Annotated in this window: 31 protein-coding genes; all 31 read right to left on the bottom strand. The window is 38.5% G+C overall.

What is annotated here, in order from left to right; translation table 11 throughout:
• Positions 1-56: 56 nt before the first annotated feature.
• The gene (locus GPZ88_RS04870; RefSeq protein WP_158914677.1) at positions 57-713 is read right to left on the bottom strand and encodes an adenylate kinase; all 657 of its coding nucleotides are present in this window, start codon (positions 711-713) and stop codon (positions 57-59) included.
• A 96-nt stretch (positions 714-809) separates the two neighbouring features.
• Positions 810-2,114 (bottom strand): preprotein translocase subunit SecY, encoded by a 1,305-nt coding sequence (gene secY, locus GPZ88_RS04865; protein WP_158914675.1) that lies wholly within the window; start codon positions 2,112-2,114, stop codon positions 810-812.
• Between the two features lie 16 nt (positions 2,115-2,130).
• Positions 2,131-2,571 carry a 50S ribosomal protein L15 gene (rplO, locus tag GPZ88_RS04860; RefSeq protein WP_003062876.1) on the bottom strand — a complete coding sequence of 147 codons (441 nt, stop codon included), beginning with the start codon at positions 2,569-2,571 and terminating at the stop codon, positions 2,131-2,133.
• A gap of 141 nt (positions 2,572-2,712) precedes the next feature.
• Positions 2,713-2,895, bottom strand: coding sequence for a 50S ribosomal protein L30 (gene rpmD / locus GPZ88_RS04855; protein ID WP_006531331.1), 183 nt, complete (start codon positions 2,893-2,895; stop codon positions 2,713-2,715).
• Between the two features lie 14 nt (positions 2,896-2,909).
• A complete protein-coding gene (gene rpsE / locus GPZ88_RS04850; RefSeq protein WP_003067208.1) occupies positions 2,910-3,404 on the bottom strand; it encodes a 30S ribosomal protein S5 in 495 nt (164 codons plus the stop codon).
• A gap of 18 nt (positions 3,405-3,422) precedes the next feature.
• The gene (gene rplR, locus GPZ88_RS04845) at positions 3,423-3,779 is read right to left on the bottom strand and encodes a 50S ribosomal protein L18 (protein ID WP_003001342.1); all 357 of its coding nucleotides are present in this window, start codon (positions 3,777-3,779) and stop codon (positions 3,423-3,425) included.
• 106 nt (positions 3,780-3,885) lie between these two features.
• Positions 3,886-4,422: a 50S ribosomal protein L6 gene (gene rplF / locus GPZ88_RS04840; protein WP_024344768.1), complete on the bottom strand. Its 537-nt coding sequence runs from the start codon at positions 4,420-4,422 to the stop codon at positions 3,886-3,888.
• 147 nt (positions 4,423-4,569) lie between these two features.
• Positions 4,570-4,968 (bottom strand): 30S ribosomal protein S8, encoded by a 399-nt coding sequence (gene rpsH / locus GPZ88_RS04835; RefSeq protein WP_006531328.1) that lies wholly within the window; start codon positions 4,966-4,968, stop codon positions 4,570-4,572.
• 162 nt (positions 4,969-5,130) lie between these two features.
• Complete coding sequence (locus tag GPZ88_RS04830; protein WP_003062863.1) at positions 5,131-5,316, bottom strand: type Z 30S ribosomal protein S14; 186 nt, start codon at positions 5,314-5,316, stop codon at positions 5,131-5,133.
• Positions 5,317-5,333: 17 nt separating this feature from the next.
• The gene (rplE, locus tag GPZ88_RS04825) at positions 5,334-5,876 is read right to left on the bottom strand and encodes a 50S ribosomal protein L5 (RefSeq protein ID WP_021141409.1); all 543 of its coding nucleotides are present in this window, start codon (positions 5,874-5,876) and stop codon (positions 5,334-5,336) included.
• Between the two features lie 28 nt (positions 5,877-5,904).
• Positions 5,905-6,210, bottom strand: a complete 306-nt coding sequence (gene rplX / locus GPZ88_RS04820; protein ID WP_003067218.1) for a 50S ribosomal protein L24 — start codon at positions 6,208-6,210, stop codon at positions 5,905-5,907.
• 75 nt (positions 6,211-6,285) lie between these two features.
• Positions 6,286-6,654 carry a 50S ribosomal protein L14 gene (gene rplN, locus GPZ88_RS04815; protein ID WP_020916217.1) on the bottom strand — a complete coding sequence of 123 codons (369 nt, stop codon included), beginning with the start codon at positions 6,652-6,654 and terminating at the stop codon, positions 6,286-6,288.
• Positions 6,655-6,678: 24 nt separating this feature from the next.
• Positions 6,679-6,939 carry a 30S ribosomal protein S17 gene (gene rpsQ, locus GPZ88_RS04810; protein ID WP_002885836.1) on the bottom strand — a complete coding sequence of 87 codons (261 nt, stop codon included), beginning with the start codon at positions 6,937-6,939 and terminating at the stop codon, positions 6,679-6,681.
• 27 nt (positions 6,940-6,966) lie between these two features.
• Positions 6,967-7,173, bottom strand: coding sequence for a 50S ribosomal protein L29 (gene rpmC, locus GPZ88_RS04805; RefSeq protein ID WP_003062854.1), 207 nt, complete (start codon positions 7,171-7,173; stop codon positions 6,967-6,969).
• 9 nt (positions 7,174-7,182) lie between these two features.
• Positions 7,183-7,596: a 50S ribosomal protein L16 gene (rplP, locus tag GPZ88_RS04800; RefSeq protein ID WP_003029477.1), complete on the bottom strand. Its 414-nt coding sequence runs from the start codon at positions 7,594-7,596 to the stop codon at positions 7,183-7,185.
• A 3-nt stretch (positions 7,597-7,599) separates the two neighbouring features.
• Entirely contained in the window at positions 7,600-8,253 is a 654-nt protein-coding gene (gene rpsC, locus GPZ88_RS04795) for a 30S ribosomal protein S3 (protein WP_021141408.1), read from the bottom strand.
• A gap of 12 nt (positions 8,254-8,265) precedes the next feature.
• Entirely contained in the window at positions 8,266-8,610 is a 345-nt protein-coding gene (rplV, locus tag GPZ88_RS04790; RefSeq protein ID WP_003062848.1) for a 50S ribosomal protein L22, read from the bottom strand.
• 15 nt (positions 8,611-8,625) lie between these two features.
• Positions 8,626-8,901 (bottom strand): 30S ribosomal protein S19, encoded by a 276-nt coding sequence (rpsS, locus tag GPZ88_RS04785; protein WP_020916215.1) that lies wholly within the window; start codon positions 8,899-8,901, stop codon positions 8,626-8,628.
• A gap of 101 nt (positions 8,902-9,002) precedes the next feature.
• Positions 9,003-9,836, bottom strand: a complete 834-nt coding sequence (rplB, locus tag GPZ88_RS04780; protein ID WP_021141407.1) for a 50S ribosomal protein L2 — start codon at positions 9,834-9,836, stop codon at positions 9,003-9,005.
• A gap of 17 nt (positions 9,837-9,853) precedes the next feature.
• Complete coding sequence (locus GPZ88_RS04775) at positions 9,854-10,150, bottom strand: 50S ribosomal protein L23 (protein ID WP_003062842.1); 297 nt, start codon at positions 10,148-10,150, stop codon at positions 9,854-9,856.
• Positions 10,150-10,773: a 50S ribosomal protein L4 gene (rplD, locus tag GPZ88_RS04770; protein ID WP_003067225.1), complete on the bottom strand. Its 624-nt coding sequence runs from the start codon at positions 10,771-10,773 to the stop codon at positions 10,150-10,152. Before rplD ends, GPZ88_RS04775 begins: the two co-directional genes overlap by 1 nt.
• 23 nt (positions 10,774-10,796) lie before the next feature.
• Positions 10,797-11,423, bottom strand: coding sequence for a 50S ribosomal protein L3 (gene rplC / locus GPZ88_RS04765; RefSeq protein WP_003067226.1), 627 nt, complete (start codon positions 11,421-11,423; stop codon positions 10,797-10,799).
• A 109-nt stretch (positions 11,424-11,532) separates the two neighbouring features.
• On the bottom strand, positions 11,533-11,841 hold the full coding sequence (rpsJ, locus tag GPZ88_RS04760) for a 30S ribosomal protein S10 (RefSeq protein ID WP_006531319.1): 309 nt from the start codon (positions 11,839-11,841) through the stop codon (positions 11,533-11,535).
• A gap of 272 nt (positions 11,842-12,113) precedes the next feature.
• Positions 12,114-13,412, bottom strand: coding sequence for an MATE family efflux transporter (locus GPZ88_RS04755; RefSeq protein WP_157628636.1), 1,299 nt, complete (start codon positions 13,410-13,412; stop codon positions 12,114-12,116).
• Between the two features lie 59 nt (positions 13,413-13,471).
• On the bottom strand, positions 13,472-14,956 hold the full coding sequence (gene thrC, locus GPZ88_RS04750) for a threonine synthase (RefSeq protein WP_166043595.1): 1,485 nt from the start codon (positions 14,954-14,956) through the stop codon (positions 13,472-13,474).
• 451 nt (positions 14,957-15,407) lie between these two features.
• Entirely contained in the window at positions 15,408-17,201 is a 1,794-nt protein-coding gene (locus GPZ88_RS04745) for an acyltransferase family protein (protein WP_166043594.1), read from the bottom strand.
• Positions 17,198-17,578 (bottom strand): MORN repeat-containing protein, encoded by a 381-nt coding sequence (locus GPZ88_RS04740; RefSeq protein ID WP_039696049.1) that lies wholly within the window; start codon positions 17,576-17,578, stop codon positions 17,198-17,200. The genes GPZ88_RS04745 and GPZ88_RS04740 overlap by 4 nt, the downstream gene beginning before the upstream one ends.
• A gap of 17 nt (positions 17,579-17,595) precedes the next feature.
• Complete coding sequence (locus GPZ88_RS04735; protein ID WP_166043592.1) at positions 17,596-18,027, bottom strand: low molecular weight protein-tyrosine-phosphatase; 432 nt, start codon at positions 18,025-18,027, stop codon at positions 17,596-17,598.
• Positions 18,028-18,266: 239 nt separating this feature from the next.
• Complete coding sequence (locus tag GPZ88_RS04730; RefSeq protein ID WP_074965577.1) at positions 18,267-18,797, bottom strand: DUF7010 family protein; 531 nt, start codon at positions 18,795-18,797, stop codon at positions 18,267-18,269.
• Positions 18,798-18,969: 172 nt separating this feature from the next.
• Positions 18,970-19,968 carry a Holliday junction branch migration DNA helicase RuvB gene (ruvB, locus tag GPZ88_RS04725; protein WP_074565269.1) on the bottom strand — a complete coding sequence of 333 codons (999 nt, stop codon included), beginning with the start codon at positions 19,966-19,968 and terminating at the stop codon, positions 18,970-18,972.
• A 201-nt stretch (positions 19,969-20,169) separates the two neighbouring features.
• A complete protein-coding gene (locus GPZ88_RS04720) occupies positions 20,170-21,048 on the bottom strand; it encodes a helix-turn-helix domain-containing protein (protein WP_206282136.1) in 879 nt (292 codons plus the stop codon).
• Between the last annotated feature and the right edge of the window lie 121 nt (positions 21,049-21,169).

Genomic DNA, 21,169 nt, shown 5'->3' with positions numbered 1-21,169 from the left:
CCAGACTAGCCTATTATATCACGACTCTTCTACTTGTGCAAGTAGAAACTCTTAAATTATTTTAATGATGAGATTGCTTTTGCAATGTCAGCAAATACATCATCAATGTCTTGGTTACCTTGAACATCAAAAACAATACCAGATTTACGATAGTGTTCGATGATTGGTGCACCTTGAGCAATGTTAACATCTAGACGACGTTTTACAGTTTCAGGTTTGTCATCTTCACGTTGATAGAATTCGTGTCCTTCACATGCATCACAAGTTCCTTCAACTTTTGTTGGATTGAATACTTTGTGATAAGTTGCTCCACAAGAACGGCAGATGAAACGACCTGATAAACGTTCAATCAAGCTTTCTGGATTAACGTCGATGTTGATAACACCGTCTAATTTAAGATCCAAGTTTTTAAGTGTTTCGTCCAAAGCGTGTGCTTGTTCAATAGTACGTGGGTAACCATCAAGCAAGAAACCTTTTTCAGCGATATCAGCTTGTTCCAAACGTTCTTTAACAATACCGTTAGTTACTTCGTCAGGTACAAGTTCACCTTTATCGATGAATGATTTAGCAAGAACACCCATTTCAGTTTTGTTTGCCATTGCAGCACGGAACATGTCTCCAGTTGAAATGTGAGCTACGCCAAATTTTTCAACGATTTTCGCAGCTTGAGTTCCTTTACCAGCACCTGGTAAACCCATGATTAAAAGATTCATGATACTCTCCTTATTTTATTTTTAAATAAATTTAACACCGAAGTGCTAAACTTATTCAAAAACAAAATAGAAAGGTTGACTAGGTCAACCTATATTCTATTCTGCTGTATTCATGAAACCAACATACTGTCTCTTCAAGAGATAACCTTCAAGTTGTTTCATTCCTTCAATGCCTGTTGAAATCAAGATTAGAAGACTTGTTCCTCCAAGGGCAATACTACTAGATAGATTCATTGCTTGTTGAGCAATAATTGGTGTTAATGAAATAAACGCCAAGAAAATTGATCCGACAGTAGCTAATTTCTTCAATAATGAAGACAAATATTCTTCTGTTTCGCGTCCAGGTCGAACACTAGGAATATATGACGCACCCTTTTGCAAGTTTTCTGCAGTTTTTTCAGGATTAACTTGTACAAAAGTATAGAAGAATGAGAATAAAATAATTAGTACTGCGTAAATTACCATTCCGATCGGTGTTTGGTAATTCAAGAATGATTCTAGAGTTGTAAGCCAAGGAATATCATGTCCATTTGAAATCAACGGAATAATCGTACTTGGAATCGTTGTAATCGAGCTGGCAAAGATAACGGGAATGACGCCAGCCGGATTAATTTTTAAAGGAAGATAAGAACTTGTTGGTGCACCTTGAACAAGTTTTGTATATTGGATTGGAATTTTGTATTCTGCTTGTTGGACAAAGGTTGTAAAGAACACAATTGCCAATACTGCTACGATTAACAAAGCTACAAAGATGTATGAAGATATTAAATCACTTGAACGAACGTTAACAAAGAAATCTTCGTAGATTGTTGAAATAGCATTTGGAATTGATGAAATGATACCCGCAAAGATAATCATTGAAACACCATTTCCGAAACCTTTGTCGGTGATTTGTTCACCAAGCCATGTCACAATCATACTACCTGTTGTGAGCAAGGCACCAATCAGGATATAAGTTTTCACATTTGGTGTAGAAACCAATGAGATACTTGATAAAGTATTAAATCCTGCTGTAATCCCAATCGATTGAATGAAGGCTAAGACAAGCGAAATGTAGCGAGTCGCTTGATTTAACTTACGACGACCAACTTCACCTTGTTTACTCCACTCAACAAACTTAGGCAAAATATCCATTTGTAACAGTTGAACAATGATAGATGCTGTGATATACGGGCTAACACCCATTGAGAATACAGAGAAGTTGCTCATAGCATTACCAGAGACAAGGTTCAACATGTTTAGAAAGGGAAGTTCACCTAATTGATCGAGACTCTTAGCGTTGATACCTGGCACAGTAATATGTGTTCCAACACGGAAAACAAAGATGATAAAAAGTGTAAAGAAAATTTTATTTCTAACATTTTTTACCTTAAGTGCATCTTTAAGTAATTTAAAGAACATACCGAGTCCTCCTTAATTAGATGACTTCGATTGAACCACCTTTTGCAGTGATAGCTGCTTCAGCAGATTTTGAGAATTTAGCTGCTTTAACAGTCAATTTTTTAGTCAATTCGCCGTTACCAAGAACTTTAACGCCTGATTTTTCAGCACGAATGATTCCAGCTTCTTTAAGAACAACTGGAGTTACTTCTGTACCATCTTCGAAAACGTTAAGTTGGTCAAGGTTTACAAGAGCGTATTCTTTAGCGTTAACGTTCAAGAAACCACGTTTTGGCATACGACGGAACAATGGAGTTTGTCCACCTTCAAAACCAAGACGTACTTTACCACCGCTACGAGCTTTTTGACCTTTTTGACCGCGTCCTGCAGTTTTACCGTTACCAGATGATGTACCACGACCTACACGGTTACGTACTTTACGAGAACCTTCAGCAGGTTTAAGTTCATGAAGTTTCATTATTAATTTCTCCTTTTTTGTAAAATGCTAGCGCCTCTATGAGGGGAAAGGACTCCCCATAGAAACTCGCCTATACTAATATCTAGTTTAAGTCGCAAGAGTACCCCTTGCGACTTAAACCTAAAATTTATTTAATGTTAATTATTTAACATCTTCAACAGTTACCAAGTGTGAAACTGAAGTAACCATTCCACGGATAGCTGGAGTGTCTTCTTTGACAACTGAGCTATGTAATTTACCAAGTCCAAGAGCAGCAACTGTTTTACGTTGTGCAGGAATGCGTCCGATTGGAGACTTAGTCAAAGTAATTTTAATTTGAGCCATTATTATCCCCTTTCTTAAGCTAAGTCAGAAACTGAAATACCGCGAAGAGCAGCAACTTCTTCTGCACGTTTAAGTTGTTTCAAACCTTCAACAGTTGCGCGAACAATGTTGATTGGAGTGTTTGAGCCAAGTGATTTAGATGTAACATCTGCAACACCAGCCAATTCGATGACGGCACGAACAGCACCACCAGCGGCAACCCCAGCACCTTCTACAGCAGGTTTCAACAATACTTTAGCTCCACCGAATTCTGAACGAACTTCGTGAGGAATTGTTGTACCAACCATAGGTACTTCGATCAAGTTTTTCTTAGCGTCTTCAACAGCTTTACGAATAGCTTCTGGTACTTCTTGAGCTTTACCAGTACCGAAACCTACACGACCATTACGGTCACCAACAACTACAAGAGCAGCAAAGCGAAGACGACGTCCACCTTTAACAACTTTTGTAACACGGTTGATCGCAACAACGCGTTCTTCAAGTTCAACTGCATTATCTTTAAATGCCATTATTTAGTGTCCTCCCTATTAGAATTTCAATCCGTTTTCACGAGCTGAGTCAGCCAAAGCTTTAACACGTCCGTGATAGAGATATCCACCGCGGTCAAACACCACTTCAGAAATACCTTTAGCTACTGCGCGTTCAGCAACAAGTTTACCGACAACAACGGCTTGTTCTGTTTTAGTTCCTTTAGAAACTTCTTTATCAAGAGTTGATGCACTTGCGAGCGTTACACCCGCTACGTCATCAATAACTTGAGCGTAGATGCCTGTATTAGAACGGAAAACGTTCAAACGTGGGCGATCAGCAGTTCCAGAGAGTTTACCGCGAACGCGACGGTGGCGTTTTTGGCGGATTTTGTTTTTATCTGGTTTCGAAATCACAATTTTCACCTCTTAATTAATTGATTAATGTCAAAACGACATTGTTGTATAAATGTTAGCATATGAGTTCTGCGAGAATAACTCTCGCAAAATCTCCCATAAGCTATTATTTACCTGTTTTACCTTCTTTACGACGTACGTATTCACCAACGTAACGGATACCTTTACCTTTGTAAGGTTCTGGAGCACGAAGGCTACGGATGTAAGCAGCTGTTTGACCAACAACTTCTTTGCTGATACCGTTAACGATGATTGAAGTTGCAGATGGTACTTCAAATGAAATTCCTTCTGGAGCTTCTACTTCGTCTTGGTGAGATTTACCTACAGAAAGTACAAGTTTTGAACCTTGAAGTTGAGCACGGTAACCAACCCCGCGCATTTCAAGTTCTTTTTTGAAACCTTCAGAAACGCCAAGTACCATGTTGTTCAAGTTAGCACGAGCTGTACCATGGATTGTTTTCATTTCTTTTGAGTCGTTTGGACGGTGAAGTGAAACTTCAGTGCCTTCAACTTTGATTTCAATGTTTTTATCAAACTCACGAGTGAGTTCGCCTTTAGGTCCTTTAACAGTTACTACATTGTTGTTGTTAGTAACTTCAACACCAGCAGGCAAGTTGATAACTTTATTACCAATACGTGACATAGTTTTTATTTTCTCCTGTTAGATTGTCAGGCCGCATAAAGCGACGAGTTTTCACGGGGCAACTATTCATACAGATTAACTGTACTGATAGTCCATTAATTTTAGTAAGAAACTTTTCTCAATGAAAATTGAAATAAGTTTTTTATCTTACCAAACGTAAGCAATAACTTCTCCACCAACGTTCTTTTGACGAGCTTCTTTGTCAGTCAAAAGACCTTCTGATGTAGAAATGATTGCAATTCCAAGTCCGTTAAGAACTTTAGGAACATCTTCACGTTTTGCGTAAACACGAAGACCTGGTTTAGAGATACGTTTCAAGTTAGTGATAACACGTTCACCGTTTTGTCCGTATTTAAGGAATACGCGGATGATACCTTGTTTGTCATCTTCGATAACTTCAACGTTTTTCACGAAACCTTCGCGTTTAAGGATTTCAGCAATACCTTTTTTAATGTTTGATGCAGGTACTTCAAGCACTTCGTGTTTTGCTTGGTTAGCGTTACGAATGCGTGTCAAAAAGTCTGCAATTGGGTCAGTCATAACCATTATATATTCTCCTCTTACTAGTAGTTTGAATAGTTCACTTGCTAGTTAATGTGCCTTACGGCTTGTTTTCAAGAATAACTCTTGAACCCATCATGAACTTTGCCAAACAGAAGATAAATTCTTCTATATGGCTTGTTCAGTCAGGAATATTATATCATCGACTTACCAAGAAGCTTTGGTAACGCCTGGGATTTGTCCTTTGTAAGCTAACTCACGGAAGCAAACACGGCAAAGTTTGAATTTGCGGTAAACTGAGTGTGGACGGCCACAACGTTCGCAACGAGTGTAAGCTTGCGTAGAGAATTTCGCAGGGCGATGATTCTTAGCAATCATAGATTTTTTAGCCAATTGATTTACCTCCTAAATTATTTTGCAAAAGGCATTCCAAGGCCTTTAAGCAATTCACGACCTTCTTCGTCAGTGTTAGCAGTAGTTACGATAACGATATCAAGACCACGTACTTTATCAACATCATCAAAGTTGATTTCTGGGAAGATCAATTGTTCTTTCACACCAAGTGTGTAGTTACCACGTCCATCAAATGATTTTGTTGGAACACCGTGGAAGTCACGAACACGTGGAAGTGAAACAGTTACCAATTTATCTAAGAATTCGTACATACGTTCACCACGAAGGGTAACTTTTGCACCGATCGCTACACCTTCACGAAGACGGAAGCCAGCGATTGATTTCTTAGCTTTAGTAATCAATGGTTTTTGACCTGAGATAAGTGCCAATTCAGCAGCAGCTTTTTCAAGGTTTTTAGCATTATTTACAGCATCACCAACACCCATGTTAAGAACGATTTTCTCAACTTTTGGGACAGCCATAACTGAAGTGTAGTTGAATTTTTCAGTCAAAGCAGGAACTACTTCGTTAGTGTATTTTTCTTTTAAACGATTTACCATTACTTATACTTTCTCCTTTCCTTCGTGATTAATCAAGCACTTCGCCTGATTTTTTGTTGTAACGAACTTTTTTGCCGTCTACAACTTTGTAACCAACACGTCCTGCAACACCATTTTTGTCAAGAACTTGAACGTTAGACACATGGATTGGTGCTTCTTTTTCCACGATAGCACCTTGAGGGTTTACGTTGTTTGGTTTTTGATGTTTTTTAACAATAGCAACACCTTCAACGACAACTTTGTTGACTTTAGGAAGGGCTTTAAGAACTACAGCTTCAACGCCTTTGTCCTTACCAGCAATAACGCGAACTTTATCGCCTTTTTTTACAAACATTTGGTTTTTCTCCTATTATTTCTTACGCCCTAATGGGCACCCTGCAAAAAGCAGGGGACTTAGTTTGTGTTCTTATTAAAGTACTTCTGGTGCAAGTGATACGATCTTCATGAAGCCACCTTCACGCAATTCACGTGCAACAGGGCCGAAGATACGAGTTCCGCGAGGAGTTTTATCGTCACGGATGATTACTGCAGCGTTGTCGTCAAATTTGATGTATGAACCGTCTGGACGGCGAGCACCTGTTTTAGTACGAACTACAACAGCTTTTACGACATCACCTTTTTTAACAGCTCCACCAGGAGTAGCTTGTTTTACAGAAGCAACGATTACGTCACCGATGTTAGCGAATTTACGTCCTGAACCACCAAGAACTTTGATAGTCAAGATCTCACGAGCACCGCTATTATCAGCAACTTTCAAGCGAGTTTCTTGTTGAATCATTTCAAATTTCTCCTTTTAGTTTGATTAGATAATAACAGCTTCTTCCACAACTTCTACAAGACGGAAGCGTTTTGTAGCTGAAAGTGGACGAGTTTCCATGATACGAACGATATCGCCTTCTTTAGCAACGTTGTTTTCATCATGTGCTTTGTATTTTTTAGAATAGTTGATACGTTTACCATAGACTGGGTGGTTACGTTTAGTTTCAACTACAACAGTGATTGTTTTATCCATTTTGTCAGATACTACGCGTCCAACAAGGGTTTTACGTTGATTACGTTCCATTATTAGAATTTCTCCTTTCCCAATCTATTATTTCTTTTCAGATTGCACTGTTTTAACACGTGCAATTTGTTTTTTAACTTCGTTCAAACGAGCAGTTTGATCAAGTTGACCTGCTGCAGCTTGGAAACGAAGATCGAAAAGTTCTTTCTTAAGTTCGTTTTCTTTCTTAGCAAGTTCTTCTTGAGAAAGACCACGAAGCTCTTTAACAAAATCTTTAATTTCTTGAAGTTTCATGATTTCTCCTTATTCTGCTTCACGTTTCACGAATTTAGTCTTAACTGGCAATTTGTGGCTAGCAAGACGAAGTGCTTCACGTGCAACTTCTTCAGGTACACCAGCAATTTCGAACATAACTTTACCACGTTTAACTGGTGCTACCCAACCTTCAGGTGCCCCTTTACCAGAACCCATACGTACACCGATAGCTTTAGCAGTGTATGATTTGTGTGGGAAGATTTTAATCCAAACTTTACCACCACGTTTCATGTAACGAGTCATAGCGATACGGGCAGCTTCGATTTGACGGTTTGTGATCCAGTGGCTAGTAGTAGCTTGAAGACCGTATTCACCGAATGCGACTTCTTTACCACCTTTAGCTTCACCGCGCATTTTTCCACGGAATTCGCGACGGTGTTTAACACGTTTAGGTACTAACATTTGTTATTTGCCTCCTTTAGTGTTTTTACGAGCTGGAAGAACTTCACCACGGTAGATCCAAACTTTAACACCTAGTTTACCGTAAGTAGTGTCAGCTTCTTCCCAAGCGTAGTCGATATCAGCACGAAGTGTGTGAAGTGGAACAGTTCCTTCTGAGTAACCTTCAGCACGAGCGATATCAGCACCGTTCAAACGACCAGATACTTGAGTTTTAATACCTTTAGCACCTGCACGCATTGTACGTTGGATAGCTTGTTTTTGAGCACGACGGAAAGCAACACGTTGTTCAAGTTGACGTGCAATGTTTTCACCAACAAGGTGAGCGTCCAAATCAGGTTGTTTGATTTCAACGATGTTGATGTGAACTTGTTTTCCTGTCAATTTGTTAAGTTTAACGCGAAGAGCGTCAACGTTAGCTCCACCTTTACCGATAACCATACCTGGTTTAGCAGTGTGAAGTGAAACAATTACTTTGTTTACAGCACGTTCAATTTCAATACGTGAAACTGAAGCGTCTGCCAATTCTGTTTGGATGAATTTGCGGATTGCAAGATCTTCATGAAGGTAATCCGCGTATTCTTTTTCAGCATACCATTTCGCATCCCAATCACGGATGATTCCGACACGCATACCAATTGGATGTACTTTTTGACCCACGATTTTACCTCCTTATTTTTCTGACACAACTACTGTTACGTGAGTTGTGCGTTTGTTGATTGGTGAAGCTGAACCTTTAGCACGTGGACGGAAACGTTTCATTGTTGGTCCTTCGTTTGCGAAAGTTTCAGATACTACCAAGTTAGCTTTTTCCAAACCAAAGTTGTTTTCTGCGTTAGCGATAGCAGAGTTAAGAACTTTCTCAACTACACGAGCTGCTTTGTTTGGAGTGAATTTCAAGATTGCGATTGCGTCAGCAACGTTCTTACCACGGATAAGATCAAGTACAAGACGTGTTTTACGAGGTGAAACACGGACTGTACGAGCCATTGCTTTAGCTGAAGTAATTTCTGCCATTGTGTCCTCCTCTTATTAACGTGTTTTCTTATCGTCAGCAGCGTGACCTTTGTAAGTACGAGTTGGTGCGAATTCACCAAGTTTGTGACCTACCATGTCTTCTTGAATGTAAACTGGTACGTGTTTACGTCCATCATAAACTGCGATTGTATATCCGATGAAACTTGGGAAAATCGTTGAACGACGTGACCAAGTTTTAATTACTTTTTTCTTTTCGTCGTTTGCTTGAGCTTCAACTTTTTTCATCAAATGCTCATCGACGAAAGGTCCTTTTTTAAGACTACGTCCCATTTTGTAGTTTTCTCCTTTAAATTATAGTACCACAGCGGCCTGTGTGCATAAATGCACACTACCGAGCTGGCGGATGATTAATAAGCTAAGCGACTAATAAATTATTTGTCGTTACGACGACGAATAATAAGTTTGTCTGATTGAGCTTTTTTGTTACGAGTTTTAAGACCAAGCGCAGGTTTACCCCAAGGAGTAGATGGCGCTTTACGTCCAACTGGTGCTTTACCTTCACCACCACCGTGTGGGTGATCATTAGGGTTCATTACAGAACCACGAACTGTAGGACGGATACCCATCCAACGGCTACGACCAGCTTTACCAAGGTTAACAAGGACTTGTTGTTCGTTACCAACTGTACCGATTGTAGCACGGCAAGTTCCAAGAATCATACGAACTTCGCCTGATTGAAGACGAACAAGAACGTATTTACCTTCTTGACCAAGAACTTGTGCAGATGCACCAGCAGCACGGATCAATTCAGCACCTTTACCTGGTTGAAGTTCGATGTTGTGAATAACTGTACCAACAGGGATGTTAGCAAGTGGAAGTGCGTTACCAACTTTGATATCTGCATCTGGACCTGAAACGATACGTTGACCAACTTCAAGACCTTTAGGTGCAAGGATGTAAGCTTTCACACCATCAGTGTAGTGTACAAGAGCAATGTTTGCTGTACGGTTTGGATCGTACTCGATAGTTTTAACAACTGCTTCAACGCCATCTTTGTTACGTTTGAAGTCGATCAAACGGTAGTGACGTTTGTGACCGCCACCTTGGTGACGAACAGTGATGCGACCGTTGTTGTTACGACCAGCTTTGTTTTTAAGTGAAACAAGCAATGATTTCTCAGGAGTGCTTGTAGTGATTTCAGCAAAATCCAAAGAAGTCATATTACGACGACCATTTGTCGTTGGTTTATAAGCTTTAATACCCACGTTATTTCCTCCTTAGATTATTCAGCTTCAGCTGCAAACAACTCGATTGCTTTAGAATCAGCTGTAAGAGTGATGATAGCTTTTTTAGTTTTTGAAGTGAAACCAGTGTAACGACCAACACGTTTAGCTTTTGGTTTAACTGTTACAGTGTTCACGTTTGCAACTTTAACTCCATCAAAAGCAGCTTCAACAGCTTGTTTGATCAAAAGTTTGTGCGCACGAGAGTCAACTTCAAATGTATATTTACCTGCTTCGAGGTCGTACATTGATTTTTCAGTGATAACTGGTTTTTTGATTACGTCGTACAAATTCATTATGCAAGAACCTCCTCGATTGTAGAGATTGCTTCTTTAGTAACAAGAAGTTTGTCGCTGTTTACGATATCAAGAACACTTGCAGTTGTTGCAGTTGCAACTTTAACGTTTGGAAGGTTACGTGCAGAAAGTGCTGCAAATTCATTACCTTCTTCAAGGATTACAAGTACTTTTGAGTCAACGTTAAGAGCTGAAAGTACGTTTGCGAATTCAGCAGTTTTTGGAGCTGCAAATGAAAGGCTTTCTACAGCTACAAATTTTTCTTCAGCAACTTTAGCTGAGTAAACTGATTTCAATGCAAGGCGACGAACTTTTTGTGGAAGTTTGTATCCGTATGAACGTGGAGTTGGTCCGAAGACTACACCACCACCACGCCATTGTGGTGAGCGGATAGAACCTTGACGAGCGCGTCCAGTTCCTTTTTGACGCCATGGTTTACGACCACCACCAGATACTGCTGAGCGGTTTTTAACTGCGTGAGTACCTTGGCGAAGGCTAGCGCGTTGGCTGATAACAACATCAAACACTACTGATTCGTTTGGTTCGATACCGAAGATAGCGTCGTTCAATTCAACTGAGCTAACTTCTTTACCAGTTTGGTCAAATAGTTTTACGTTTGCCATTTTAACTGTTTTCTCCTTTCTTATTATTTAGCAGCCTTAACTGCTGATTTGATAGTGATAAGAGATTTCTTAGCACCTGGTACGTTACCTTTGATAAGGATAACGTTTTTCTCTGGGATAACTTGGACAACTTCAAGGTTTTGGATTGTCACACGGTTACCACCCATACGTCCTGCCAAGTGTTTGTTTTTGAAAACACGGTTAGGCGCAACAGGTCCCATAGAACCTGGACGACGGTGATAACGAGAACCGTGAGCCATTGGTCCACGAGCTTGACCATGGCGTTTGATAACACCTTGGAAACCTTTACCTTTAGATGTACCAGTTACATCAACAACATCTCCAGCTTCGAATGTATCAACTGTGATTTCTTGACCAACTTCCAAGCCTTCAATGTTTTTGAATTCACGAATGAAGCGCTTAGGAGCTGTGTTAGCTTTTGCTACATGGCCTTTGGCAGGTTTGTTGCTCAATACTTCACGTTTGTCGTCAAAACCAACTTGAACAGCTTCATAACCGTCTGTTTCAACAGTTTTCACTTGAAGCACAACGTTTGGAGTTGCTTCGATGACAGTAACAGGGATGAATTCACCAGATTCAGTGAAGATTTGAGTCATTCCCACTTTTTTCCCTAAGATTCCTTTTGTCATGAGAAAATATTTCCTTTACTTTATTTATTTAAAAAGTTTTTAATGAGCGTTTTTTATGCTCAAAAAAGTTTTTAACGAGCGTTTTTTGTGCTCAAGAATCAAATCCTTATTAAAGTTTGATTTCTACGTTAACACCACTTGGAAGATCCAATTTCATCAAAGCGTCAACTGTTTTTTGAGTTGGGTTGATGATATCGATCAAGCGTTTGTGAGTACGCATTTCAAATTGTTCGCGAGAATCTTTGTATTTGTGAGTCGCACGAATAATTGTGTACAAGCTACGTTCAGTTGGAAGTGGAACTGGTCCAGCTACTGAAGCACCTGTACGTGTTGCAGTTTCAACAATTTTTTCTGCCGCTGTGTCAAGTGTACGATGTTCGTATGCTTTCAAACGGATACGGATTTTTTTGTTTGCCATCTTTTTCTCCTTTTCGTCTATTTAAGATAATAGGCTAGCTCCTCAAGAAAACCAACACGTCTTTGCGTGGCAATGCAACCGAGCGTGTCGCAACCTCTTGTATCATAGCTAAAGTCACTGTATTAACAGCACCAGTATATAATATCAGATTTAACAGTGGTTTGCAAGGATTTTGCTCCCTTTTTTTCGATTTTTTAGAAGAAAATGTTTTCAGCTTTTTCTATTATTTTTTACAATGAAAAAACCAGACTTTCATCTGGTTAAAAATCTTGTTATTTAATAGTAGATTCTTGAAAAGAATTCATATATTTCTTGTAAAGAATATATAGAAAAATCCAACGGAAAATATTATCTGCCACGGTCGCTAACCACACTCCAGTTAGACCTAAGCGCAGACTTACACCAAGTACGTAACCCGAAATAATTCGAATAACCCACATTCCAAATGTCGTTGCATAAAACGGGAGTTTTGCATTTCCTAACCCTTGCCAAGCTGCCGTAAATATCAAGGTTCCCGCTGTTGCCGGCCCACCAACGAACGAATAAAACAAAACAACAAGGCTAGCATCTAGAGCAGCTTGATTAGAGGTAAACAAGTGCGTTAAGTAACCTCCAGAAAAGTAAATCGTAGCTCCAACAAGAAGCATAAGAGCAACAGAAATTAGATAGGATTCCTTAATCAATTGCTTGATTTCTTGGATATTCTTCTGCCCGAGGCTATGCGCCACAAGGATTACTGTAGCCGTAGCCACCCCCATCCCTGGCATGTAATTAAATTGTGTCAACGTTTCTCCAATAGCGTTACCAGCTACCACTTCCGTTCCAAACTTAACGATAATTGCCACAATAACCACATCACCTGCGCGCATCATTAAGCGCTCACCAGCAGCTGGCAAAGCAATTTTAATTAAATCACTATCCAGTGTCCACCGGATGTTTTTGATAATCTTTTTAATCGGTAACTGACTGGCTAGCAACAGCGTTCCAACCAAACGTGCCAGAACTGTTGAACAAGCCACACCAACAATCCCCCAATGCAGAATAAATACCGCTACAGCTGATAAACCTGCATTTAAAACATTAGTCAGCAAACTGATATACATTGGTAGTTGTGGTTTTCCCAAAGCCCGTAAAAAAGCACTCAAGGTCGTCATCAGCCCTAAACTAACAATCAAACCACCGACAATCGCAAGATAAAGACCGCCAGCTTGCGTGACTGCCGCATCTGTCCCAAGCCAAGTTAGAATCGTTTTCCCTAAGCCAAGAGAAACTAGACCAAGAACTAAACTCAATCCAAGAGTAATCAATAAAGACTCAGATTGATAGTGAAGTGATTTTTGAGCGTTCTTTTCCCCAAGACTTTTGGCAACTAGACTTGAGACCGCCGCACCAAGAGCAATGAAAATCGCTTGATAAATGGTAATAATATTATTAGCTACAGAGACCCCAGAGACAGCAATTAAACCAACTTGTGCAACAAGATAGTTATCTACTACCCCCATAAGCATCTGCAAAAGATTTTCCATCATGGCTGGAAAAGCCAATCGAATAATTTTCTTTGTTTGTTTCATGATTCTATCGTAACAAAAAGAAAAGCCGAGAACCAGCCTCAGCTCTTACTTTATAATTTTTAAAGTCCTAAATAATCTTCAACAGCTTTTTGCATGTCACTTGTAGCAACAACTGTTTTGTGGCGAACCTCAGCTGTCTCAAGTCCGTTGACAGCTTTTGGAATAGCGACACCTGACAATTTTTCAAGTTCTTTTACCGCAGCAAAGTCATCTGCTGGCGCTTGTCCACTAACAGCTTCTACGGCAACACGTGGGAATTTATAAGGACTTGCTGTAGAGGCAATAATAGTCGGCGTGTGATCACCAGTTCGTTCAACGTATTTTTGATAAACAGCTGACGCAACAGCTGTGTGTGGGTCTTCAACATAGTCACAAGCATCATAAACACGTTTGATTTCAGCTGATGTTTCAGCTTCCGTTGCAAAACCAGCTTCAAACATATCAAGAATAGCTTGGTTAGCACCTGAAAGAGTGTACTCTCCTTCCGATACAAGTTTTTCCATCAAGTCTTTTGTTTTAGCAGCATCGTTGCCCAAAAGGTGGAAAATCAAGCGTTCCAAGTTAGATGATACCAAAATATCCATTGATGGACTTGTTGTCACCTTAAACTCACGTTTTTTATCATATGTACCTGTTGTGAAGAAATCAGTTAAAACTTTATTTTCATTTGAAGCACAGATTAATTTACCAACTGGAACACCAATTTGACTAGCGTAGTATGCTGCTAAGATATTACCAAAGTTACCTGTTGGTACTGTAAAGTTAACTTTTTCGCCTGCTTTAATATGACCTGCTTTAACCAATTGTGCATAAGCGTAGACATAGTAAACAACTTGTGGCACCAAGCGACCAACGTTCATTGAGTTAGCTGATGAGAATTGTGTCTTGTGCGCAAGCAATTTTTCACGTAAAGCCACGTCATTAAACATACGTTTAACATCTGTTTGAGCATCATCAAAGTTACCAGTAATAGCCACCACATGCGTGTTGTTACCAGTTTGTGTAGTCATTTGAAGTTCTTGAATTTTGCTGACACCATCTTTTGGATAAAAGACAATGATTTCAGTTCCTGGAACATCCGCAAAGCCAGCCATGGCAGCCTTACCAGTATCTCCTGATGTCGCTGTCAAAATCACAATTTTATTATCAACACCTTGTTTTTTAGCTGATGTTGTCAAAAGGTATGGCAAGATTGACAAAGCCATATCTTTAAAGGCAATCGTTGAACCATGGAAAAGCTCAAGGTTATATTGGTCTGCTAGTTTAACGACTGGAGCAATGGCAGATGTGTCAAATTTTTCATCATAAGCTGAATTGATACAGTAATCTAATTCTTCTTCTGTAAAATCATCCAAAAACGCTGATAGAACCAGTTTAGCCACTTCTTGGTATGAAGCATCTTTTAAAGCATCAAAGTCCAAAGCCACTTCTGGAAGTGACGTTGGGGTGAAGAGTCCGCCGTCAGTTGCCAATCCTTGTAAAATAGCTTGGCTAGCAGTCACTTTGTTATTTTCGTCGCGAGTTGATTGGTAAATTAACGTCATCACAAATTCCTCATATTAATAGATAGTCTTGCACCCATTGTATCATAATTATCAGAAAATTTATACAAATTTATGCAATTTATCAAAAAAAGAGTAAGGCAAAGCTATTTCCTACCAAGTAACAGCTTCATCCCTTACTCTACAAACGCTCAATAACTATTTGAAAACTTTGACAACATCAGTTTTTTCTAAGTTTCCTTGTTTTTATAATTCGATTATTTTCCCCAACGTGAATCAACACCAGCAATAGAAATCCAGACGCTTGCTAAGACGTCATAGAACAATTCAGCCACCTTTTTCGCTCCCTTCTTCTCACGTTTTATGTCACGTGTATTATAACGCTACAAACTATTGATGTAAAGGGGTTTTTGCAGATTTTTTGACGTCATATTTTCTAACATAAAATGGTAGTTTTACACACAAAAAAGCCAACCGAAGTTGACTTTTGATATTAACTATTAGATTCACCTTTGGCAGGTCTCTTAGCAGATTTATCAATTGCTTTTTGAATAGTTTTAACATAGAGGTCAGCACCTGTCGTATTAGCATCACTGTAGTGAACACCGTCAGTACCATTCCAAATTTCTGGATGACTCGTTGCTGTCTTGTACCAATCAGCAATAGTAATGTAATTGTACGTTTTCGGTAAACTCAATTCATAATCACGCGCCTGCTTAACTTTCGCTTCATCGCTAGCGTTATAAGGCGTCACAATAATCAAGCGATAGCCGTCTGGCAAAGCATCAATAAATTGTTGAATGTCTTCTTGATAATGATCGAGTGAATTCACACCAATTGCAAGCACTGTTGTCTTAGAAAGTGTTCCGCTCGAAATCTCATTTTGGAAAATTTCAAACGCATTATCAAAACTACGACTTACCGCTGCATCTAATTGAGCATTAGAAAGCAAGTTTGAGAACGCAGCACTTGAACGTAGTGCAACAGAATCTCCAATCACAGTTACATCGCTTAAAGCTCCCGCATCACCAGCTGTCACAGTATGCGTACGATTCAAATTCGTTTGAGATTGTTGTAGTGAGTTAACCAAGAGTCCTGTTTCAAAATTCCCCATAGCTGGTGCTGTAGCAACAGTTATCAAAGTTATCAAAACTAGAACTGCTGAACTACCATATAGCCATTTCTTGTAAGGAGATAAATCCAAAGAGATACCAAATGGTTTAACTGGCTTACCAGCAAGAAATGGTTCAATCACATAATAAGACAAGGTTGAAAATACTAGAGATAGAATAACTGTCAACACAACAGCCAGTCCATTTGACATCAACTGTGTAAAGATAATGTAAAATGGCCAGTGGAAAAGATAAACACCATAACTAACATCAGCTAGATAGTTGATAATAGCAGGTTCTTTTGCATTTGGCGTTTGGTCATTTAGGACACGCGCCGCATAAATCATTACCGTAGCAAATAAACTTGCTAAAACAAATCCAAATAAATAAGTGATGCGTTGGTCAAATTTCAAAGTAAACATCAATAAAACTAAGAGAGCTGCGCTCACTAGCATTGTGACGATACTACGTTTTGTAGACCACAGGCGAACATTCTTTTTAAAACGAATAGTTGTTTCTCTGATACCAGTCATCGTTGCCGCCATAGCCCCTAAGAAGAATGGGAAACTATGCGTCAAAGATGAAAAGTAAATCGTTGAAACATTATCAACGAAGAAAGCTCGGACAAACATCGTTAGGAAACTTCCAGCAAAAAAGGCTGCCGAAATCGCAAAAATCAAACTACGGAATTTTGCTAGATTATCCTGATGTCTTCCCAATAACCAAACTAAGAATCCCCAAATTAAATAGAAATGCATCTCAATTGCCAAACTCCACGTGTGAACAAAGAGATGTGGGATAAATTGCGTTTCGTAATTACCACCCGTGATAATTTCAAAGAAATTTGTTGTAAAACCAATTGATGCAGCAACTTGACTACCAATACTTGCCACATAGTCTCTGCGAACCAAGTAAGTAAATGGCATGACAATCAAAATCATCAAAATTAACGGTGGAACAATCCGATAAAAACGTCTTTTATAAAAACCTAAAAGATCGATTTTCTTATTTCTCGAATACTCATCAATCAGCAAAGCTGTAATCAAATACCCTGAGAAAGTAAAGAAAATGTCAACACCAATAAAACCACCTGGAAAGGCCGTTTTAAAGAAATGATAGAGCAGAACTAGGAAAAGCCCAGTCACCCTAACCATTGAAAACCATTTTATTCTCATTTTTGAAAAATCCCCTGTTTAAAGGTTCCTGTATATACCTTACCATTTTGTGCTGTTAGAGTACCTTCACCATCTGGTTGACCATTTTTAAATTCACCTTTATAAATCCAACCAGAATGTGAAGTAAAGACACCCTGACCTTCAAACACACCATCATTAAAATTACCTTCGTAGCGATCACCATTTTCATAAGTCAACTTACCTTGACCATTCATACGGTGATTGACCACATAGCCTGTGTATGTGATTTTACCATTGTCATACGTTAAGGTTGTCTTTGATTTCACCGATAAAGTAAAGACCGACAAACCACAAATGATAAGAATTAAAACCGTCAGAAGCTCAAGGCGTCCTCTGGTTATTTTGATTTTTTTCATTTTCACTCAACTTCTCTTTAAGAATTTCTTAGTCGCGCTAGCCATTGCTCACAGCCACGCTTAACCAACTCATAGGTAGCATCAAAATCACCTGTAAACCATGGATCTGGTACACCGCCATCTACAAAAAGAAAGATTTTTTCATCAAAGCGTCCTCGTGACATTTCTTTTAAATCTGCCACGTTATTCCTATCCATCCCAATGATGACATCAAAATCTCGAAAATCTTGATAAGAAATCTGTTGTGATGATTTTTGATAATCATAAGCAACATGATGCTTTTTAAAAATACCTTGTGTCCCGTGATGAATAGGATTGCCATGTTCCCAGTTAGAAGTCGCACGACTTTCAATTAATAGATTTTCACTAGAAACTAAATCCTTCATCACAAATTCAGCCATCGGACTACGACAGATATTTCCTAAGCAAACAAAACAAACTTTTTTCATGTTCTCTCCTACGTAGTCAGTAACTGATTGTTTAAAACTTCTTTTATCATTATAACAAAAAAAGAAGTCTTATCACATGCAAATTCCTTTATCTGCTGACTTTAAGAAAAAATTAAGGCAGGCTTCCTATAATATAGACAATCCTAAAACTTTTCTTTTTCATAATCTCCTGAGAGGGCTCCGCTTGCGGGGCCCTCTCGTTTTTTATAAAAAGTTCTTAAACAACTAGGAACCTTTAATTATTTATTCGCATTTAGCTCAACTTGTAGTAGCATGGCAAAAACAATCTCCAAAAATACCATCACTAAACTAAGACATGTCATGCTCGCCATGTGACCTAAGACAAGTGCAAGTATCGGAATCAAAATAGCAAAAACAAAATATGTTCTTGATTTATATAGCCATGAATAGGGTAAAAGATGCGCTCCAAAAACCATTGTATAAACCATAAGCATTTTTTCAGGTACCGCACTAAAGACCCACATAACAATCAATAAATAAATCAATTGGTTGCAAGTAAATAAGAAGCCTAGATTCGTTAAAGGATTTTCTTTGGAGAAGATATCAACATTCAGCCATTTCCCAACAAACCAAGAAAGTGGCAACAATGGACATGAACAACAAAAAATCAAAAGATTTTGAAAAGGAAGTGATACCTTCATCATAGTTACCAAGGTTATTAAAACCCAGATAATGATGGACGCAACAATAAAAGGTTGCCCTTTTCTCTGACTAACAATCATATCTTTTCGTAAAACTTCTAAATCCATAATCTTGCTCCTATAAGCACTTTTTCTCAATTATACCACACTCCATAGCCATTTATAAAACAAAGAAAGAACCTTGGAAAACCAAGGTTCTTTCCGGAGATTATGAAAAAGAAAAGTTTTAGGATGGTTATAGTATATAAAGACTTGCTTAAACTTTCCTTAAGATAATATTTTATTTTTCGGCATAAGGATATCCCAAATGGTCATAAGCTTTAGCAGTGGCTACACGACCTGTACGTGTACGCATAATAAAGCCTTTTTGAATCAAATAAGGTTCATACATATCCTCAACCGTATCACGTTCTTCAGCGATATTAACAGAAAGAGTTCCCAAACCAACAGGACCACCATTGTAAACTTCAATCATGGTACGCAAGATTTTTTGGTCAATATAATCAAGCCCCTCGTGATCAACATCAAGCATCGTCAATGCTTTATCTGTAATGTCTTTTGTGATGATACCATCGCCCATGATTTGGGCATAATCACGAACACGTTTTAACAAGCGATTGGCAATACGTGGCGTTCCACGACTGCGTCGCGCTAATTCTTGTGCGGCTTCATGGACAATTTCCATCTCAAAAATATCAGCCGTACGTTCTACAATTTCTGTCAAATCGTCAACCGCATAATATTCCATATGCCCCGTAATTCCAAAACGCGCACGCAATGGATTCGAAAGCATCCCTGCTCGAGTTGTTGCTCCAATTAGCGTAAAAGGTGGCAAATCCAAATGAACACTACGACTAGTCTCACCATTACCAATCATAATATCAATATAGAAATCTTCCATAGCGCTATAAAGCACTTCTTCTACCGCCATCGGCATACGATGAATTTCATCGATAAACAAAACATCCCCAGGTTCCAAATCATTCAAAATAGCAACCAAATCGCCAGCTTTTTCAATAGCTGGGCCAGAAGTTTGTTTAAGATTCACCCCTAATTCGTTAGCAATCACAAATGCCATTGTCGTCTTACCAAGACCCGGAGGTCCAAACAATAGCACATGGTCAAGTGATTCATCACGTAATTTTGCAGCTTCAATAAAAATTTTCAGCTGATTTTTAACCTTATCCTGTCCAATATATTCTTTTAAATATTGAGGACGAAGCGTACGTTCCACAAACTCTTCATCACCCATAATATCATTGTCTAAAATTCTGCTCATAGCCTTATTATACCAAAACAAGAGCTGTCAGTGAATTGTTTTGATAATAGTCTATAATCCCCACCAACCTGTTAAGAATACTGTAATCCCTTTTAACATTCGCTTCTTCTCCCCTTTCTCTAATTTCTAATATTATTGTAAAAGGTTCGAAGAAAAAACAACATGACAAAAATGTCATGTTGTTTTTATTATCTACATAAACTACTCTACAGCATCGATATCAAGTTGCCATTCTTCTTTAAGTTTATTTTCTAAATAAGTATCACCAACCAATCGTGCAAATAATGTTGCATTCGTAAATGATTGTTCTGCCAAAGCAAAATCATGTTTAAATTTCAAATAATACTTCCACTCCACCAAACTTAAAATCGGACGACGTTGAAAATCATGAATCTCTGTCATAATTTTTTCACTGATTGCAATAACACGCTCAATATAATATTCTCGTTTAAATTGGAATGCTAAGTCAATATTATTTAACAATACATTATTTAAAATTAAATCAGTCTCAGGTGAAATATGCTTCTGATTTACCAACCTTTTCATCAAATCGTCGTAAAAATCCAAACCATAAATTCCTTCAAACTTCTTAGCAGAAGAAAGACAAGCAAAGTAAAGATCAATCAAAATTAAATCATTGATATTAAAAGTCTCTTTATGAATAACTTGATCAAAATAATCATTTAAAATACCATCACCAAAATTTACGTCGTCACTAAAATGAACATCAAATTTTGACTGTAAACAATCTATGATTAACCTTTCTTCTTCTGGAATAACATCATAAAATACTTCAGCAATCTCATCAAAATAGTCATTTTTTCGATCAAGTCGTACCTGGTCTCCATATGTAGGTGTTCGAAGAAGTAAATACTTCAACTCTTTATACCGCTTAGGTAATTCTAAACTGTCACCATCAGTTAAGGTACCTAATTTCACTCCCAGACGATTGGCAATGAAGCTTGCTTTACTGAGATTGGGTATTGATTGGTTCAACTCAATTCTAGCTAATTGTCTTACCGATAATTCTGTTTCATCTCCACAGAATTCTTCGCGTGAGATTCCTTTTTCCTCCCGCATCAAGCGGATCTTCTCCCCAAATTTTTCCACTTCAATCTCCTGTTTTATTAAAAAAATTTGCTTATTTCATATTTTAACATACCGCTTTCATTTGACAAACTATTTTCATTAAAAATAATAA

Source organism: Streptococcus ruminicola (assembly GCF_011387195.1).
Taxonomy (GTDB): Bacteria; Bacillota; Bacilli; order Lactobacillales; family Streptococcaceae; genus Streptococcus; species Streptococcus ruminicola.
This window is presented reverse-complemented; position numbering and strand designations above follow the sequence as displayed.

Excerpts from the sequence above, each read along its gene's own strand:
- GPZ88_RS04735 (WP_166043592.1), bottom strand. The coding sequence starts at position 18,027 with ATGAAAAAAGTTTGTTTTGTTTGCTTAGGAAATATCTGTCGTAGTCCG.
- rplE (WP_021141409.1), bottom strand. The coding sequence starts at position 5,876 with ATGGTAAATCGTTTAAAAGAAAAATACACTAACGAAGTAGTTCCTGCT.
- rpsE (WP_003067208.1), bottom strand. The coding sequence starts at position 3,404 with ATGGCATTTAAAGATAATGCAGTTGAACTTGAAGAACGCGTTGTTGCG.
- rpmC (WP_003062854.1), bottom strand. The coding sequence starts at position 7,173 with ATGAAACTTCAAGAAATTAAAGATTTTGTTAAAGAGCTTCGTGGTCTT.
- GPZ88_RS04775 (WP_003062842.1), bottom strand. The coding sequence starts at position 10,150 with ATGAATTTGTACGACGTAATCAAAAAACCAGTTATCACTGAAAAATCA.
- rplV (WP_003062848.1), bottom strand. The coding sequence starts at position 8,610 with ATGGCAGAAATTACTTCAGCTAAAGCAATGGCTCGTACAGTCCGTGTT.
- rplC (WP_003067226.1), bottom strand. The coding sequence starts at position 11,423 with ATGACAAAAGGAATCTTAGGGAAAAAAGTGGGAATGACTCAAATCTTC.
- GPZ88_RS04730 (WP_074965577.1), bottom strand. The coding sequence starts at position 18,797 with ATGGATTTAGAAGTTTTACGAAAAGATATGATTGTTAGTCAGAGAAAA.
- GPZ88_RS04755 (WP_157628636.1), bottom strand. The coding sequence starts at position 13,412 with ATGAAACAAACAAAGAAAATTATTCGATTGGCTTTTCCAGCCATGATG.
- GPZ88_RS04870 (WP_158914677.1), bottom strand. The coding sequence starts at position 713 with ATGAATCTTTTAATCATGGGTTTACCAGGTGCTGGTAAAGGAACTCAA.
- GPZ88_RS04740 (WP_039696049.1), bottom strand. The coding sequence starts at position 17,578 with ATGAAAAAAATCAAAATAACCAGAGGACGCCTTGAGCTTCTGACGGTT.
- rpsQ (WP_002885836.1), bottom strand. The coding sequence starts at position 6,939 with ATGGAACGTAATCAACGTAAAACCCTTGTTGGACGCGTAGTATCTGAC.
- rpmD (WP_006531331.1), bottom strand. The coding sequence starts at position 2,895 with ATGGCTCAAATTAAAATTACTTTGACTAAGTCTCCAATCGGACGCATT.
- rpsJ (WP_006531319.1), bottom strand. The coding sequence starts at position 11,841 with ATGGCAAACAAAAAAATCCGTATCCGTTTGAAAGCATACGAACATCGT.
- rpsS (WP_020916215.1), bottom strand. The coding sequence starts at position 8,901 with ATGGGACGTAGTCTTAAAAAAGGACCTTTCGTCGATGAGCATTTGATG.
- ruvB (WP_074565269.1), bottom strand. The coding sequence starts at position 19,968 with ATGAGCAGAATTTTAGACAATGATATTATGGGTGATGAAGAGTTTGTG.
- rplF (WP_024344768.1), bottom strand. The coding sequence starts at position 4,422 with ATGTCACGTATTGGTAATAAAGTTATCAACTTGCCTGCTGGTGTTGAA.
- rplP (WP_003029477.1), bottom strand. The coding sequence starts at position 7,596 with ATGTTAGTACCTAAACGTGTTAAACACCGTCGCGAATTCCGTGGAAAA.
- rplO (WP_003062876.1), bottom strand. The coding sequence starts at position 2,571 with ATGAAACTTCATGAACTTAAACCTGCTGAAGGTTCTCGTAAAGTACGT.
- rplN (WP_020916217.1), bottom strand. The coding sequence starts at position 6,654 with ATGATTCAACAAGAAACTCGCTTGAAAGTTGCTGATAATAGCGGTGCT.
- thrC (WP_166043595.1), bottom strand. The coding sequence starts at position 14,956 with ATGACGTTAATTTACCAATCAACTCGCGACGAAAATAACAAAGTGACT.
- rplX (WP_003067218.1), bottom strand. The coding sequence starts at position 6,210 with ATGTTTGTAAAAAAAGGCGATAAAGTTCGCGTTATTGCTGGTAAGGAC.
- GPZ88_RS04745 (WP_166043594.1), bottom strand. The coding sequence starts at position 17,201 with ATGAGAATAAAATGGTTTTCAATGGTTAGGGTGACTGGGCTTTTCCTA.
- secY (WP_158914675.1), bottom strand. The coding sequence starts at position 2,114 with ATGTTCTTTAAATTACTTAAAGATGCACTTAAGGTAAAAAATGTTAGA.
- rpsH (WP_006531328.1), bottom strand. The coding sequence starts at position 4,968 with ATGGTTATGACTGACCCAATTGCAGACTTTTTGACACGCATTCGTAAC.
- rplD (WP_003067225.1), bottom strand. The coding sequence starts at position 10,773 with ATGGCAAACGTAAAACTATTTGACCAAACTGGTAAAGAAGTTAGCTCA.
- GPZ88_RS04720 (WP_206282136.1), bottom strand. The coding sequence starts at position 21,048 with ATGCGGGAGGAAAAAGGAATCTCACGCGAAGAATTCTGTGGAGATGAA.